At 65.2% G+C, this 17175-nt stretch carries 12 protein-coding genes and 1 tRNA gene; 9 read left to right on the plus strand and 4 right to left on the minus strand.

The features are described 5' to 3' along the window. The first annotated feature begins 120 nt into the window (after positions 1-120). The 7 genes from M9921_00440 to M9921_00470 all read left to right on the plus strand — a co-directional run bounded on the left by M9921_00440 (position 121) and on the right by M9921_00470 (position 10113). Complete coding sequence (locus M9921_00440; protein MCO5295302.1) at positions 121-2070, plus strand: DUF5916 domain-containing protein; 1950 nt, start codon at positions 121-123, stop codon at positions 2068-2070. A gap of 136 nt (positions 2071-2206) precedes the next feature. Continuing rightward, positions 2207-2974 (plus strand): DUF1460 domain-containing protein, encoded by a 768-nt coding sequence (locus M9921_00445; protein ID MCO5295303.1) that lies wholly within the window; start codon positions 2207-2209, stop codon positions 2972-2974. Between the two features lie 26 nt (positions 2975-3000). Continuing rightward, positions 3001-3705 carry a PEP-CTERM sorting domain-containing protein gene (locus M9921_00450; protein MCO5295304.1) on the plus strand — a complete coding sequence of 235 codons (705 nt, stop codon included), beginning with the start codon at positions 3001-3003 and terminating at the stop codon, positions 3703-3705. A 69-nt stretch (positions 3706-3774) separates the two neighbouring features. Beyond that, positions 3775-4401: a hypothetical protein gene (locus tag M9921_00455; GenBank protein MCO5295305.1), complete on the plus strand. Its 627-nt coding sequence runs from the start codon at positions 3775-3777 to the stop codon at positions 4399-4401. Between the two features lie 85 nt (positions 4402-4486). Then, positions 4487-5548 (plus strand): M28 family peptidase, encoded by a 1062-nt coding sequence (locus M9921_00460; GenBank protein ID MCO5295306.1) that lies wholly within the window; start codon positions 4487-4489, stop codon positions 5546-5548. 38 nt (positions 5549-5586) lie between these two features. Then, entirely contained in the window at positions 5587-8121 is a 2535-nt protein-coding gene (locus tag M9921_00465; GenBank protein MCO5295307.1) for a hypothetical protein, read from the plus strand. 114 nt (positions 8122-8235) lie between these two features. Next, positions 8236-10113, plus strand: coding sequence for an APC family permease (locus tag M9921_00470; protein MCO5295308.1), 1878 nt, complete (start codon positions 8236-8238; stop codon positions 10111-10113). A 30-nt stretch (positions 10114-10143) separates the two neighbouring features. On the opposite strand, the gene M9921_00475 is transcribed toward M9921_00470, so the two are convergent. Then, positions 10144-10743, minus strand: a complete 600-nt coding sequence (locus tag M9921_00475) for a hypothetical protein (GenBank protein ID MCO5295309.1) — start codon at positions 10741-10743, stop codon at positions 10144-10146. 50 nt (positions 10744-10793) lie between these two features. Then, a tRNA-Pro gene (locus M9921_00480) sits at positions 10794-10870 on the minus strand. Positions 10871-10915: 45 nt separating this feature from the next. Between M9921_00480 and M9921_00485 the strand changes: the two genes are divergently transcribed. Both M9921_00485 and M9921_00490 read left to right on the plus strand, forming a co-directional pair. Further along, positions 10916-12112, plus strand: a complete 1197-nt coding sequence (locus tag M9921_00485; protein MCO5295310.1) for an LL-diaminopimelate aminotransferase — start codon at positions 10916-10918, stop codon at positions 12110-12112. After that, entirely contained in the window at positions 12109-13416 is a 1308-nt protein-coding gene (locus tag M9921_00490) for a bifunctional folylpolyglutamate synthase/dihydrofolate synthase (protein MCO5295311.1), read from the plus strand. Before M9921_00485 ends, M9921_00490 begins: the two co-directional genes overlap by 4 nt. 1 nt (position 13417) lies before the next feature. Here M9921_00490 and M9921_00495 read toward each other — a convergent pair whose 3' ends face one another. Next, positions 13418-13663 (minus strand): hypothetical protein, encoded by a 246-nt coding sequence (locus tag M9921_00495; GenBank protein ID MCO5295312.1) that lies wholly within the window; start codon positions 13661-13663, stop codon positions 13418-13420. Positions 13664-13720: 57 nt separating this feature from the next. Continuing rightward, on the minus strand, positions 13721-17032 hold the full coding sequence (locus tag M9921_00500) for a sodium/proton-translocating pyrophosphatase (protein MCO5295313.1): 3312 nt from the start codon (positions 17030-17032) through the stop codon (positions 13721-13723). Positions 17033-17175 lie beyond the last annotated feature (143 nt).

The following is a 17175-nucleotide window of genomic DNA, read 5'->3' on the forward strand; positions in this document are numbered from 1 at the left end:
CCATGGGGACGTAAGATTACCGACTCCTTGGGGGCCAAGAGACCCTATCGGTTCGGTCGCTATGGGTCGGAGTGCCCGGCGGGGGATGAAACAGTGCGATGAGGCGTCACCATACGGCTCGTGAAACTTCTTGGTCTTCTGTTTTTGGGTTTGGTGGCGTCCTCCAGTTGGTCACAGGAGGCTCTTCCGGCGATCCGGCTGGATCAGCCCCCCAATATCGACGGTGTGATCCAACCGGAGGAGTGGAACGGAGCGGCCAGCGGATCGGGCGGTTTTGACGAGGAGACCGGGAGGCCGGCCCCCGAGCCGATGCGTTTCTGGGTCGGCTACGACGATCAGTACATCTACGTCTCCGCCAGACTCGGGGACCGCAAGCCCGATTCGATCCAGGCGGTGGAGACTCGGGCCAACGTCAGTTTCCCCGGCGACGACTTCGTCATCTTCGCGATCGATCCGTACGGGACCTTGGGCGAGCTGAACAAATTCTGGGTGAACCCGAACGGCGCGACGAACCTCCAGATCGCCGGTGGTCGAGCGGCCAAGCGCGAGTGGTTGGGCGAAATGGAAGCGCACGGCAGGATCACAACGGACGGGTGGGAGTGCGAGGCGCGCATTCCCTGGGGCGTGATGAGCCTGCCCTCCGCCGGAAAGCGAACGGCCCGGTTCTCGGTCGGTCGCTATCTGCACCGCGAGCAGCGCCTGTACCTCTGGAACGACATCTCGGGTGGGAAGATCGAGAACTTCGGACGATGGACCGGGGTCGAGATTCCCAAGTCGGACACGGGGAGAACCATCAAACTCCTCCCCTACGGCTATGCGGGGACCGATCGCGACGAGGGCACGATCCTGAATGCCGGGCTTGACTTCAAGAGCAGCATCACGTCGGACATGCAGATCGTCGGAACGATCAACCCCGACTTTCGAAACGTCGAGAACCAGGTCCTCAGCCTCGACTTCAGCCACTTCGAGCGGCTGGCCGGGGAGAGCCGCCCGTTCTTCCTCGAAGGCCAGGAGTACTTCCAAACCTCCCGGGACGCTTCTGTTTTCGCAAGCCAGAGGATCGGCTCGTTCGACGCTGGCGCGAAGGCGTACGGCAGGCTCTCGCCACGCACCACCTTCGCGGTGCTGAACACGGCGGATTTCGGACACGAGAACGCCTTCGCCACGAACCTCGGCTACAATTTCGACGGCCAAAGCTCGGTGACTGCGGCGGTCTCCCAGCTCGACGTCGAGGGAGGATCCAACACCGCGACCTTCTTGGGCGGGACCGTCGGGCGTGGGCCCGTCTCGGCTTTCGCCCAACTCTCCTCCACGGACGACACGCAGGCGGGCGAAGCGGGCCGCTTCAACAGCGGCCTGATCTACCAAGCGAACGGATGGAACGGCGCCCTCGAGTACACCACGATCGACGCGAACTTCCTTCCGCGGCTGGGTTTCGCTCCCGAACGAGGCTACCGGGGCTTCGGCGCCAACGTGGGTTACGTGCGGCCGATTCCCCACGGGCCCTTGATGGAGTCCGGACTCGAGGTGCATTACGAGGACTTGAACGCTCACGGAGGCGGCCTCTACCGCCGCGGGGGGTCGTTCGAGGGCTCGCTGACCCTGCGCGATCAGACGGACATCGACTTCGGATACGGCGAATCGAAGTTTGGTGGGTCGACCGATCGGTATCAGTTCGTGAGTGTCGAACGGCCGCGGGGCAATCCGTACCAACATTGGCAGGTCGATTACCTGTGGGGCGAGTTCGCGGGCAAGGCGTACCGGAGCTTGGCGCCGAGCGTTTCGCTTCGGCCGTTGAAGGGCTTTCAGATTCAGGCCAGGTACCAGCGGGTGGAGCACTTCGACACGCAGGAGCTGCTGATCGTCAGCGCAAACTACGAGCTCAACAAGGTCGATGCGGTCAGTGGGCGGCTGATCACGCAACGGGGCGACACGAACTTCTACCTCGCCTACCGCCGCAGCGGGAACCGCGGCAACGAGTACTACTTCATTCTCGGGGACCCCAATGCGCGGACGTTCCGGCCCAGCGTCATCTTCAAGCTCGTCGCGCCGATCGAGATTCGGTTCTGAGGCGAAGCAGGAGCCGGGGCGCCGTCGTCGAAGGAACCCTTGTGGAGGACCCAGGCTGAACAGGCGGCAATTCCTGGTGGGGATGGGCGCCCTGGCATCGCTCGGGCCGACGGCCTCCCTGGCGAGAGGTGCCAAGGTGGAGTTCGATTCGCTCGTGGAACGGGGAAGGGAGCGCGGCTGGTCGCGGCTTCCGCTGGGTCGGCGCGTGGTGGCCATCGGCAAGGAGTTCCTCGGGACGCCGTACGTGGGGGGAACCCTCGACCGCAGCCCGGGCAAGGAGGAGTGTACGGTCCTTCTCGACGGATTGGACTGCGTGACGTTCTTCGAGACGTCACTGGCCTTGGCGCGCGTGCTGGTGTTGGAACGGCCCTCTTGGGACGCCCTCGTTGCCGAAGTGGCCGCGACCCGCTATCGGCGCGGCGCCGCCGAAGGCTACGCGTCGCGTCTGCACTACACCTCGGATTGGATCTTGACGAACGCCGCCAGAGGTTTGGTCGCCGATGCGACGCGCACCATGCCCGGTGCCGAGCCATGGACAAAGAAGATCGGCTTCATGAGCGGTCACCGGGACCGGTATCCGGCGCTGGCCGATCCGGCCGTGTTCGACGCCATCCGCGACTCGGAACGGGCTCTCAGCGAGGCGGATCGTTCTTGGATTCCAAAGGAAGCGGTCCCCAAGGCCGCCGGCGCGTTCCGCTCCGGCGACATCTTCGGATTGGTCACGGGCGTGGAGGGTTTGGATTGCGCGCACACGGGCTTGTGTGCCGGAGACGGGGCCGGGGCGCGGCTGATGCACGCCTCCTCCAGCCAGGGCAAGGTCGTCCTCGATCGCCCGATCGTCGAGCTGGTCGCAGCCAGCCGCTCGTGGACCGGCATCGTCGTGGCGCGTCCTCAGGGTGCCTGACGGCTCAAAGTTGATATACTTGCACCATGATTTGGAGAGCAAGTGCACCCGTGCGTCTGGCACCCTTTGTTGCGGCCATTCTGTGCGCCGCAGGGGCCCAAGCCCAGGTTGTCGCGGGACAGATCGACACGTTTCAAGATGGAACCACCATGAACTGGTCGGGGGGCGCGAGTCCCACGAACATCCCCGATGGAGGCCCATTGGGCGCCGGGGACCGGTTCCTGCGGCTGACCGCGACGGGAGGTGGCGGCTCGGGGAGTCGCATCGCCACATTCAACGACAACCAGTGGTCGGGCGATTTTCAGGCCGCCGGTGTCACGCGCGTCGAGGCGGACCTGCTCAACATGGGCAACACGACGCTCGAGATGAGGATCGTCCTGTTCCGGTTCAACGCGCCCACCTCGCGCTTCACCTCGGCCAACGCGGTGGTGCTCGCGCCGGGATCGGGTTGGCAGCATGTGGCCTTCGACCTGGATTCTGCGAGTCTGGTTTCGGTTGCAGGCAGCGCCACCTACGCCCAGACGATCACGGACGTGGGGCGGATGATGTTCCGGCACGATCCGGGCGGTCCGTCGGCCCAGGGCACGTCCGTGGTCGGCCAGTTGGGGATCGACAACGTCCAAGCCGTTCCGGAGCCGGCCACGCTGGCGGCCCTCGCCCTGGGTATGGCCGCGTTGGGGCGTCGGCGCCGATCAAGCGAGAAATCGCGAATTCTTCGAGAAATCGGCTGATCTCTGCCGGCAGTTTTGCGTTATTGCTTCCGTAGGTGGTCGGTTGGAGGCCATTTCGGAGGATAACAAATGAATGTTCGATTGTGGGCAACCACAGCCATGGTGTTCGTCCTGGTGCCCGCGCTCCTCGCGCAAGGGCAGGGTGGGGGACGAGGCGGCCAACGGGGAGGCGGTGCCGCGCTGCTGCGCCGCGCCGACGTCCAGAAAGAGCTGAACCTCTCCGCGACGCAGATCGAGTCGATCAACGCAAAGCTCCCCGCGGGACAGGGCCGCGGGCAAGGCGCCGGTCAAACTCGGGGCCAAGGAGCGGGACAGGGCGGCGGACAAGCGCGCGGCCAGAACGCCGAAGCCCGCGCCCAGATGATGGAGGCGATCAAGGGCATCCTGGACGCCAAGCAGTTCCAGCGCTTCCAAGAGCTCGAACTGCAGAGGAGCGGTCCTTCCGCGTTGGCGCGTCAGGACGTCGCCGAGAAGCTGAAACTCTCAGACGCCCAGAAGGAGTCCATCCAGAGCATCAACCAGGAGCAGCAGCAGGCCATGCGGGACATGCGCCAAAGCGGCGGCGTGGACCCCGAGGAGATGGCGAAGATGCGCGAAGAGACCGGCAAGAAGCTCCTTGCCGTCTTGACCGACGGACAACGGAAACAGTGGGAAGGCATGCTGGGAAAGGCCTTCAAGTTCGACGACGGCCAGTAGCGTTGGGGGCCCTCGGCGCGCAAGCTGGGGGCCCTTTTTTGTCGATGGGCGACGCCGCGGGCGGTTCTTGGAGGTATGAAGGTGCATGATTCGCCAAACCCTTGCCGCCGCCGCGATCGTTCTTGGTGCTTCGTGGGCTGCCGCCCAATCCGCAGCTTGGGATACGACGCTGACGCCGGCGCGTCAGGCCGTCCTGGATCGCGTCGATGCCAACTCGCTTCGCGGCCACCTCTCGTTCATCGCGTCTGACTTGTTGGAGGGTCGGGGAACCCCATCCCGCGGGCTCGACCTTGCCGCGGAGTACATCGCCGCCCAGTTCCGCCGAGCCGGTCTCGAACCTGGCGGCGATGACGGCTACTTCCAGACCGCCGAAGTCTCGGTTCGGGGGTCTTCGGAGCCGGGGAAGGCCCGGAACGTGGTGGGCATTCTTCGAGGCACGGACCCCGCGTTGAAGGACACGTGCGTACTGGTGAGCGCGCATTACGATCATCTAGGCATGCGTGCGACCGGGGAGGGCGACACGATCTTCAACGGCGCGAACGACGACGGCAGCGGCACGGTCAGCGTGATCGAACTGGCGTGGGCCCTTGCGAAGACCCATCCCAAGCGATCCATTGTTTTCGTGACGTACTACGGCGAAGAGCGGGGTCTGCTCGGGTCCCGGTACTTCGCCCAGCACCCCCCGTTCCCGCTCGACAAGATGGTGGCAATGGTGAACCTCGAGCACGTCGGCCGTACAGACGATACGGAGGGGCCCCGGCTCAAAGCCGTGAGCATGACGGGCTTCGACTACTCGGATCTCGGTCAAGTGTTTCGAGCAGCTGGCGAGAAGGTGGGAGTGGAGGTGCAGAAGCACCCGGTCAACAGCGATGCGTTCTTTGGAAGGAGCGACAATCAAGCGCTGGCGGACGCTGGAGTTCCCGCGCACACCCTCTGCACGACCTTCATCTTTCCGGACTACCACAAGGTGTCGGACCATTGGGACAAGGTCGACTTCGAAAACATGGCTGTGGTGGATCGCATGGTGGCGTTGGGCCTGATGGCGCTCGCCGATTCCACGCAGGTTCCGCACTGGTCCGAGAATCCGAGGGCCGCCCGCTACCGAGAGGCGTGGAAGGGGTTGCACGGCGGCGGCGAAAACCGGTGAGTGGGAGGAGTTGCCGCTTCGGCGGCAAATAGGGGCCCATGCGTAGGACGTGGCTCTTCGTATTGGCGGGACTTGCGGCGCTGGCGACCGGTTGGGTGCTTCAAGTGGGCCAGCCCACCCCGGGCAAGCAAGCGGATGGCTCGGTTTGGGTTCCCACACACCAGCGGCTGACGAAGGTTGGAAGCTGGATCGAGTTGCAGGGAACGCGTCCCAAACAGGTCGAGATCCGAGGCGACGGCGTGTTCGCCGCGCTCTGCACCGGCCGCGTGCGCGTTTTTGCCTCGAACGGCGAGCCCCAGGGCGACATCGCCCTCAACACGGCCGGGCTCGGCCTGGCCTGGTCGGGCGATGGCGCGACACTTTACGCCTCGATGGGCGACGGCAAGGTCGCCACATTGGGTCAAGTGGGTGGGAAGTGGACGAAGACGGCCGAGTGGAAGGTCGACGCGCCGCCGGAGGCGGATCTCAGCGGCCCCAAGTCCGGCAATCCGCAGGTCAACGGTTTGGCCTGGAGTCCCGGCCACCTCTACGTCGCTCTCGGGATCCGAAACGCCCTGGTTGACATGGACCCGGCGACGGGGAGCGTCCAGCGCGTGGTGGCCACGGGGGTCGCGCCGTACCACGTGCGCGTCTCGAGCGATGGAAGGTGGGTGGCGGTGTCCAACCGCGCGGGAGCCGTTGCGGCGGCCGGGGAGGCCTCGGCCGACAGCGCGGGAACCAACGTCAAAGTGGACCCCCGCACCGATGCCTCGCAAGGAGGTTCGATCTCGCTGGTGGACACGGCGGCGTGGACCGCGCGCGAGATCCCGGTAGGACGCCAGCCGTCCGGAGCGGCCTTCACGGGGGACGGCAAGACCCTGGTGGTCGCGGATTCCGACTCCGACACGATTTCGGTTCTCGATGTGGATCGGGGAGAGGTGACGCAGACCGTTTCTGTTCGGCCTCCGACCGATCCCGGATTCGGCCAAATGCCCACGGACGTGGCGCTGTCTTCGGATGGCAAGACGCTCTTCGTGGCCTGCGGCGGACTCAACGCGGTTCTCGTCGCCGACTTCGGGCGTTCGATCCGCGTGCGCGGTTTCGTGCCGACCGCGTGGTATCCGATCGGTTTGGCGCGCCGTGACGGAGCGATGGTGGTCGCGTGTTCCAAGGGCATCGGATCCCGCAGGGAGGATCGGGCGAACAAGTGGGGACCGCACGACAGCGTGGGGGTTGTGCAGGTGTTGGACGATGCCGACTGGAGCGACCTCAAGTTGTTGTCGGGGCAAGTCGCCGACAACAACCGGTGGAACCGGGAGACCGCCCCCCGGCCCGGACAGGCGCCCCGACCCGTGCCCGAGCGCGTGGGCGAACCCTCGGTGTTTCGGCACGTGGTGTACATCATCAAGGAAAACCTGTCTTACGACTCCTTGTTGGGGGATGTGCCCAGGGGACGCGGGGATCCCAGCCTGTGCATGTTCGGAAAGGACGTCTCCCCCAACCACCACAAGCTCGCCGACGAGTTCGTTCTCTTGGACAACGCCTACGCAAGCGGAACCAACTCCGCGGACGGCCATCAATGGACGTCTTCGTCGGTGGCCAACGCGTACAGCGAGCAGAACTACAGCGCCTACGCGCGCAGCTATCCGTACGACGGAGGGGACCCGCTGGCCTACTCGCCGGCAGGATTCCTGTGGACCGCCGCGGTGCGCGCGGGGAAACGGGTGCGCGTCTTCGGGGAGTTCGTGAACAAGCCGAAGATCGCCCATCGGGAAACGGGGAAGTCGGGGACATGGACGGAGCTGTGGAACGACTACCGGACGGGGTCGAAGAACTACGAGATCACGTCCGACACGGACAATGCGGCGCTCAAGCCGCTGCTTCACCCCCACTACATCGGCTTTCCCACCGTCGTGTCCGACCAGTGGCGGGCCGACCAGTTTCTTGGCGACCTCAAGCGGTGGGAGTCCGAAGGCGCCATGCCCGACCTGTGCGTGATGCTCTTGCCGAATGACCATACGACCGGCACCCGGGCGGGCTACCCGACCCCGCGGGCGCAGGTGGCCGACAACGACCTGGCGCTCGGTCGCATCGTGGAGGGTCTCACGCACTCGAAGTTCTGGGCCGAGACGCTCATCCTCGTGGTGGAGGACGACACGCAGTTGGGTCTCGACCACGTCGACGGGCATCGCATCCCGGCGTTTTGTATCTCGCCCTACACGAGAAGGGGAGCGGTGGTGAGCGAGACCTATGACCACGCGTCCTTCGTGCGGACCATCGGGCTGGTGCTCGGGTTCCCGGCCCTCAATCGATTCGACCGGACGGCCACACCGCTCTCCGCCTGCTTCGCGTCCACTCCGAACGACACGCCGTACGACCATGCGGCCAATATCGTTCCCCTGGACGAGATGAACAAGGCGCCAAGCGAGTTGGAGGGCACCGCGAGACGGCTTGCGCTCGCCTGCGGGGAGCTGGACTGGTCCGAGATGGACGTGGCCGATCCGGAGACCGTCACCCGGGCCGCGTGGCAGTCGGTGTTTCCGGAAAGGCCGTTCCCGGAGGATCGATACGAACGGATCGACGATGACGATTGAGTCGGTGGTGGGAGGGCCGTCGCAACGGAGGCGGCCGATGCGATATGATTGTCGGCGGTCTCGTTGGCAGCGCAGCCCGAGCCGTCGCGCCAGCGCTGGCCCGAATCGGCATCGATGAAAGATTTCTCGCTCTGGGCCGCGCTCAAGCGCCTTCGCCGAATACTCTTCGGCGCGCCGATCCATTCATCGCAGGCGCATCACGAACGCCTGTCGCCGTTGCTCGGACTTCCCGTCTTCGCCTCCGACGCGCTGAGTTCGGTGGCGTACGCGACGGAAGCGATCCTCAGCGTGCTCGTGCTGTACGGACTGGCGGCGATCCACGACCAACTGCCGATCGCGGCCGCGGTGGCCGCGCTGATCGTCATCGTCACGATCTCGTACTCGCAGACGATTCGGGCGTATCCGCATGGCGGAGGTTCGTACATCGTGGCGAGCGACAACTTCGGCGAGACGGTGGGGCTCATCGCCGGCGGCGCGCTGCTGATCGACTACGTCCTGACGGTCGCGGTGTCTGTGTCGGCGGGTGTTGCGGCGATCGTCTCGGCTTACCCTTCGCTGCACAACCTGTTGGTCCCCATGAGTCTGTTGTTCATCGGAGGGGTCGCTTGGGCGAACCTGCGGGGCGTGCGCGAATCGGGTGCCGCGTTTGCGCTTCCCACCTATGGGTTCATTCTCGCCATGGGAACGATGCTCGTGACGGGCGTCGTGCAGTCCCTCGGAACCGCGCCCCCGCCTCAGGTCGTCTTTGCCGATCCGAACATGTTGGGCTCTGCGGCCAGCTTGCCCTTCCTTTTTGTCATTCTTCGCTCGTTTGCGGCGGGGTGCACCGCCCTCACCGGCATCGAGGCGGTGAGCGACGGAGTTGCGGCATTTCGCGATCCCGCTCCGCAGAATGCGATTCGAACTTTGCGGATCATGGCCTTCCTGCTCGTGGGGCTGTTCATCGGGACCGGCTATCTCTCGCGGTTCTTGCCTGAAATCACCCTGCACAGCACCGCGAATCCCGAGTACCGGACGCTCGTTTCGCAACTCGCGATCCACGTCTTCGGTGCGGATTCGGCCCTGTTCTACGTGCTCCAGTTTGCGACGGCCGCCATCCTCGTCCTCGCGGCCAACACGGCGTTTGCCGACTTCCCACGTCTCGGCAGTTTTCTGGCTCGCGATGGGTTCTTGCCCCGTGCGATGGCGCGCCAGGGCGACCGCCTCGTGTTCCAGAACGGCATCATTCTCCTGGCCGTGCTGGCCGGAACGCTCGTTTGGCACTTCCACGGCAACCTGGACCATCTCCTCCCGCTCTACGCGGTCGGCGTCTTCACCGCGTTCACGCTCTCGCAGTTGGGGATGCTCCGCTACTGGTCCCGCCGTCGGAGTACGGATCCGAAATGGATGCGCGGCGCCCTCGTGAGCGGAACAGGGGGTATCGTCACGGCCTTGGTCACGTTGGTGATTCTCGTGACCAAGTTCATGGAAGGGGCCTGGATCGTCGTGATCCTGCTCGCCGTGCTCTTCGTCTCCCTTCGCGCGGTGAAACAGAGGTATGAATCGATCGCCCGCCAGCTCGAAACCACGAAGCCTGCCGAGCTTGGCGCCCGCAAGAACCTGGTGCTCGTCCTCGTTCCCCGAGTGCATCGGGGCGTGCAGGAAGCGCTGGATTACGCACTCTCCTGCCACGGCGAGTGCCGCGCGATCCACGTGACCCTTGACGAGAAGAACGTGCCGACGCTGAGGGACGACTGGGAGCGTCTTGGCCGGGGCGTACCTCTCGTCGTCCTCGGTTCGCCGTTCCGCTCCCTGATCAAACCGATCTTGGAGTACGTGGACGAAGCGAGGGACGAGGACCCGAACCGGATGGTGACGGTCATCGTGTCCGAGGCGGTGCCGCGCAAGTGGATCCACAAGCTGCTCCAAGAGAACGTCGCGATCCAGCTCAAGCTCGCCCTCGGCCAGCGCGAGGGCATCGCGGTCACGAACCTGCGGTACTTCCTCGACTAGCAGGGGCCGCCTGGCAGCGGGCGATGGGCGTCAGTTCGAGTCCTGCGGCGGCCAGGTGATCTTGGCCAGCGCAGCAGGCACGTCGAACACCTTGGGGGCTGCGGCTCTCTGCTTGCCGACCGCCGCGTAGGTGCCGGGCGATCGCTTCAGGGTGCCGAAGCACCCATCGCAGCACACGTAGATCCTGACGTCGTCCACGTTCACGAACCCACCGGTCCCGTAGTAGTTTGCCAAGTCCACTTTCATCACGGGGCAGTAGAGGCACTCGGACTTGGGCGCGTCGTACCGCTCGGGAGAGGCGAGAAACGCCGTCCGGTTGCTTGCGTTTTCGAAGGCGTAGCGGACACCGTTTCGCTCGGCCCAGCCTCCACGGGCGAGGGAAGCGGTCAGCCGATGTCCGGAGACCGGGTCGAAGAGGCTGGTTCCAACGGTGCGGCCGGCCTTCACGGCCTGTTCGGCGACGCCTTCGGGGTCGGATTTGAATTTGGCTTTGCAATCCGCGCAGCAGAATCGGATGCGGACGCCGCCGGCATCGACCGTCGGCGCATTCGGAGGCAGGGGCGCCCCGGAAACCGGGCAAATCGCACCGGAGACGGGCGCAACGACAAGGGAGGCGATCCAAGCCAGCATGGAAGGAAAGACGCAGGGAGCGGGCCAGGGTTCGGCCCCATCGGAATTTCTGGTCGGGGCGACAGGATTCGAACCTGCGACCTGTTGCTCCCAAAGCAACCGCGCTACCAAACTGCGCCACGCCCCGACCCGCGAGAGTGTACCTATGCGCCCTCCCGGTAGAATCGTGCGCATGCCCGCACCCGCCAAGCGCCTCGATCTCATCCCGCCGTACCTCTTTGCCGAGATCGCGAGGCTCAAGCGGGAGGCCATCGCCCAAGGGGCGGACGTGATCGATCTGGGCATCGGGGATCCCGACATCCCCACGCCGACCGGTGTGGTGGAGGCGCTCAAGCGCGCCGTCGACAACCCGGCGACGCACCGGTACGACGAGACGGCGCGCGGCTGGACTCCTTTCCTCGAAGCTGCCGCCACCTGGTACGAGCGCGAATTCGGCGTTCGGATCGATCCCCGGGAGGAGGTCGTCCAGCTCATCGGGTCGAAGGAGGGGCTCGCCCACCTCGCGTGGGCCTACGTCGATCCCGGGGACCTGGCGATCACCCCGGATCCCGGGTACACGGTGTACAAGGTCAACACCCAGATGGCGGGAGGCGACGTCTACGAGACGCCGCTCCTCGAGGCCAACGGCTTCCTTCCCGATTTGAACGCGATACCCACGGAGGTCGCGCGCCGAGCGAAGCTGTTCTACGTGTGCTATCCGCACAACCCGACCGGTGCCGTGGCCACTCGCGGCTTCTATGAAGACCTGGTGCGCTTCTGCCGCGAACACGACGTGCTCCTGGTCAACGACATGGCGTACGCGACGGTGACGTACGACGGCTTCAGAAACCCCTCGGTGCTGCAGATCGATGGGGCCAAGGAGGTCGCGGTCGAGTTCCACTCGCTCAGCAAGATGTTCAACATGACCGGGTGGCGCCTGGGCTTTGCCCTGGGGAACTCGGACGCGGTGACGACGCTCCAGCGCCTCAAGTCGAACCTGGACAGCAAGCAGTTTCCGGCGATCGCCGAGGCGGGTGCCCATGCCTTGCTCGACGTGGACAACGGCGAAACGCTCCGAACGTACGAGCGGCGGCGGGACTTCCTGTGCGACGGGCTCAACGCGCTCGGATGGCACGTTGTCAAGCCCAAGGCGACGTTTTACGTGTGGGCGCGTCTGCCGAGGCCGGACATGACCAGCACGGAGTTCTGCGCGGAGCTCCTCAAGCGGGCGCACGTGCTCGCCATCCCGGGGAACGGCTACGGCCCCCACGGCGAAGGCTACGTGCGCATGTCGCTCACCTTGGCGGGGGACCGGGACGGCGAGCGCTTCCGAGAGGCGGCGCGCCGGATCGGCGAATCCGGGCTCGTGCCTTCGCCCGCGAATCCATGATGACCTTCGACGAGGCCCTTGCGTATCTCGACTCCCTCGCGCCGCGCGGCTGGCGCATGGGCCTGGACCGCATGGAAGAGTTCGTGCGTCGGGCGCAGTTGGAGTCCGCCGTGCGCGGGTCCCTCGCGCCGCGTTTCCTCCACGTGGCGGGTACCAACGGAAAGGGCTCCGTCACTGCGTTTCTCGAGTCCATTGTCGCGGCTCACGGGGTGCGCGTCGGGGGGTATTACAGCCCCTACGTCTTCGATCCTTGCGAGCGCATCACGGTCGGCCGTGAAAAGATCGATCGCGCAACGTTCGCCAGCCGAATCGAGACGTTGATTCCGGCTGGAGAATCCCTGGTCGACACGGAGTTCGGGGGGGTGACGGAGTTCGAGGTGAAGACCGCTGCGGGCTTGCTTCACTGGCGCGAGGAGCGATGCGAATGGGTCGCGCTCGAGGTGGGGCTTGGGGGCCGGCTCGACGCGACGAACGTCGTGGAGGGCACGGTGGCCTCGATCGTCAGCATCGGATTGGACCACACGAACATCCTGGGCGATACGATCGAGGCCATCGCCCATGAGAAGGCGGGGATCATCAAGGCCCTGCGCCCCGTCGTGAGCGGCGAGATGTCGGAGCCGGCACTCTCCGTGATCGCCGAGGAGGCTCGGCGGAGGCGCGCTCCCCACTGGCGGTACGGAAAGGAGTACGGCTTGGAGCCGAGCGGCTCCGACGAGTGGACCGTCTGGAGCCAAGGTCACCGCCTGTCTGGCCTTCGGCCCGGCTTGCGCGGCGCCCGGGCGCCCCACAACCTTGCCGTCGCCATCGCTTCGTTGGTGGCTGCCGAGTTTCCGCTCGACGAAGATGCCGTGCGCGAGGGGGCCGCCGCGGCGACGCTGCCGGGTCGAATGCAGTCGTCGGAGTGGGAAGGGGTGGAAGTCCTGCTCGACGGGGCGCACAATCGCGATGCTGCCCAGACGCTGGCCGAAGGTTTGGCGATGCGCTATCCGGGGCGAAAGGTGGCGTTGGTGCTGGCGATGACCCGCGGCCACGCTCCGAACGAGTTCGTGCGTCCCCTCTTGGCGCAGGTGGGCACCGTTCACCTGGCACCGATCGACTTTCACCGCGCGCTGCCGATGCGCGAAGTCGGCTCTGCCCTGCCGGATTTGCATCCAAAGGAACACGCTTCGGTCGCGGAAGCGCTTACCGCCGCCGCCCAGGACGCGGGCAGGGAAGGCCTGGTGGTCGTGACCGGGAGCTTCTACCTCGTGGGCGAGGCCGGCGCGATCTTGGGACTCACTCCCATCCGGGCCCCTCAACGATAGCCTAGAGCTTGAACCGGCAATCCATGATGAAGTCGTGGATCACGCCCTTTTGGCGAAGGCCGTTTCCGATCCGTTCGATCACGGCCCTGAGATCCGTATTTTCGGATCCCTTGTCCGCGGCGATCGTTCCGCGAATGTAGGCGACTCCGTGCGTGACCCGGAGGTCCGCATGGGTCAAGTCGATGCGTTGGCGGTTGAAGTCGCGGCGAAGGAGCTTCGTCGCAGTGACGTCCTTGGGATCTGCCATATCCTATTGTAGATGCGAAAGGGGCACATCGCCAAAGCGACGTGCCCCTGATTCGCGCTAGGCCTCGGGATTTTCGGGTTCGACGGCTTCCGGCTCCTCTTCGACGAGGATTTTCCGCTTGGGCGCGGCCGCGACGTCCGCCGATGCCGCCACGGCTGGCGCGGGAGCGCCGCCGCCCGTGGCTGTGACGCTCAACGCGTCGCTGAGGCTGCCACGCTTCGACCACCAGATCGAGAACGCGAGGGCCGCGAGACAGATGCCGGAGATCGCAACCAGCACATCGGTTCCGAAGGGCTGGATCACGACCGGCGCCAAGAGCAGGGCCACGAGGTTCATGACCTTGATGAGCGGGTTGAGCGCAGGGCCTGCAGTGTCCTTGAACGGATCGCCGACCGTGTCGCAGACGACGCCGGCCTTGTGCGCTTCTGTGCCCTTCCCGCCGTGGAGACCGTCCTCGATGAGCTTCTTGGCGTTGTCCCAAATGCCGCCGGAGTTGGCGAGCAGGACGGCCATGAGCTGACCGGAGAGGATCGCACCGGCAAGGAACCCACCGAGCGCCTGCGCGCCGGTCAGGTTGTAGGCATCGCCGTTGATGATCGTCGGGGCTTGGCCGATCGAGAACCCGAAGGCGACGAGCGCAGGCAGAGCGATCGCGAGGATGCCCGGCCCAAGCAGCTCCTTCTGGGCGGCCTCGGTCACGATGGCGACGCAACGGCCGTAGTTCGGCTTGCTGGTGCCCTTCATGATTCCCGGGTCGTTTGCGAACTGCTGGCGCACTTCGCTGATCAGGTGGAAGGCCGCACGGCCGACCGCATTGATCGAGAACGCGGAGAACAGGTAAGGGGCGGCGCCGCCGATCAGAAGCCCGAGGAAGATCTGCGGGACATCGAGTCGGAGACCGACTTCGCCGAGCCTTGCGTCTTCAAGGAACGAGTGGAACAGCGCGACCGCGGCGACCACCGCCGTGGCAATCGCAAATCCCTTTGTGAGGGCCTTGGTCGTGTTGCCCGCGGCGTCCAGCCGCTGGACGGCTTTGGACCCCTCGGGCGAGTTGTGCCCCGCACCCGACATTTCGAACACGCCTTGGGCGTTGTCCGAGATGGGGCCGAACGTGTCCATCGCGAGGATGTACCCGGTTGTGGTGAGCAGTCCCAACCCGACGAGCGCGATGCCGTAGAAGCTGAGGATGTACCCGCCGTAATCCCCGGGAGGGAAGAAGAACAGCGGCATGATCAGCGCGATGACGATCGCGAACACCGAGAACACGCTGGATTCGAGACCGAGCGCGAATCCTTGGATGATCATCGGCGCCGGACCGGCGCTGGCCACGTCCGCGACCTCGCGCACCGGCTTCTTGTGCGTCGACACGTAGTAGTCGGTGAGGATCTCGATGGCGAACGCCATGAGGATGCCGAACAAGATGGCGGCGAAGAACATGTACCACGGCACCGTCTTGCTCTCGACGACGGCCAGGGCGATCGGCTCGCGGTTGGGCATCCCGCCCATCTGGCCTCCGGGCGAGGCCTGGGCCTTCTCCACGGTGTCGACGCTCTCCGTGAAGAAGAACATCGGGAAGTTCGGGCGCAGCACCTGGGGCTTGTCGACGCCCGCGTCCACGCCCAGCGCCAGTTTGCCGTCGGCATTGGCGTAGAGGTGGACCGGCACCGTCTTGAGCTTTTCGATCTCAAGTTTGACGCCCTGGGCCTTGGCGGCATCGAGCTGCTGCGTGATCTGCTTGTCCAGCTCGTCGACGAACACCGGGCCGAACCACGTTTCGCGGTCGACCTTCTGGCCGGGCTGGGCGGGCGTGTCCCCCTGTGCCGGCTGCTCTGGAACGTCGGCCTTGATGTGGAGCTTCACCGCCCCGAGGTTGGCCTCGCCGCCCTTGCCCACGAACGCTTCCTTGATGGTCACGTACTGTTTGGCCGAGGGATCCGAGGCGAGATTTGGATTCTGGATGGCATAGTCCAGAATTGGATTGTCCGCATCGGCAAAGTCCACCATGTGGTAGCCGGAGAGGCTCTTGATCTCGGGAAGCTGCGTCGGATCGGTGAAGATGGCCTGCTGGATCAGGTCCTGATCCTCGGGCTTGTCCATCCCCATCTCCTTGAGTTCGGGACGGTTCTGCAGGTCCGAAACCCCGATCTCCCACGTCTTCTTGCCCTTCTCCTTGGCGATCTTCTCCCGCAGGGCGAAGATCGACTTGAGATCGTTGCGGGCGAACTCTTCGGTCGAGCGGAGCGTGTTGGTCTTGATCGGGTTGCCGTTGCCGCCCATCATGAACCAGGCCAGGATGGCGGTGCCGATCGCTGCGACCACAGCCGAGGATTGGAAACCCTTGCGGATCGCTTTGAGCGGATCGGCGTCGATGTTGTCGCTGCCCTTGACCGAGAAGACGCCCACGATCGAAGCGACGATGCCGACGCCGCGGGCCATGAGGGCGAATAGGATCAGCTTCATCCACGTGGGCTGATCGAAGATCTGCGCGGTGGCTGCGCCAAGCACGATGGCCGCCACCAGGGTGACCTCGTACGATTCGAAGATGTCGGCGGCCATACCGGCGCAGTCGCCGACGTTGTCGCCCACGTTGTCCGCAATGGTTGCCGGGTTGCGGGGGTCGTCCTCGGGAATCCCGGCTTCGACCTTTCCGACGAGGTCCGCGCCTACGTCGGCCGCCTTGGTGAAGATGCCTCCTCCAACGCGCATAAAGAGCGCGGCGAGCGAGCCGCCGAACCCGAAGCCGACCAGCAGCTTCATGGCGTTGCCGCCGGCGAGCAGGAAGATCAGCGTCGCGCCGATCAAGCCCATGCCGACGGTGAACATGCCGGCGACGGCTCCGCTGCGGAAGGCGACTTCCAAGCTGCTCTTGTAGCTCGTCAAGGCCGCATGGGCCGTGCGCATGTTCGCGGCGACGGCCATCAGCATGCCCGTGTAGCCGGCGATGTACGAAGCGGCGACGCCGCCGATGAACGTGACGGCGATCCATCCGCCCAACGCCAGGGAGTCATAGCGCTTCCAGTACATGACGAAGAGACCGACCGCCAGCAGCAGGACGAACGGGATCATCGTCTTGACCTGCTGGAGCAGGTACGCCAGAGCGCCCTCGCGGATCGCTCCGCCGACCTCCTGCATCTTCTCATCGCCCGGGGACATCGCGCCGACGGAGTTGCGCAGGTAGATCCCGACCCCGATCGCGAGAATGCCCAGTGCGAGCGACACGTACAGATAGATCATGTCGTTCTGCGAGAACTTGAGGACGACGTTGCCCTCTGCCGAGGCCATCGCGAACCCGGGAAGAAGCGTCAACAACGCCCCGAGCAGCAACGTCCAGCCCCTGTGCGCCGATCGACGACGACCGCGCAGCGCCACGCATTGCGAAACCATTGTGTGGATGAACCCCCTGTTAACCATGCTTCCGTGCACCACCCTTCGTTCGGCCGCGAGGGCCGGATAAGAAACTCCGGATAGGATACCCTCCGATTCCGGAGTGTCCACCGTCAATGTGGCGAACT

The organism is Fimbriimonadaceae bacterium (assembly GCA_023957775.1).
Classification (GTDB): domain Bacteria; phylum Armatimonadota; class Fimbriimonadia; order Fimbriimonadales; family Fimbriimonadaceae; genus JAMLGR01.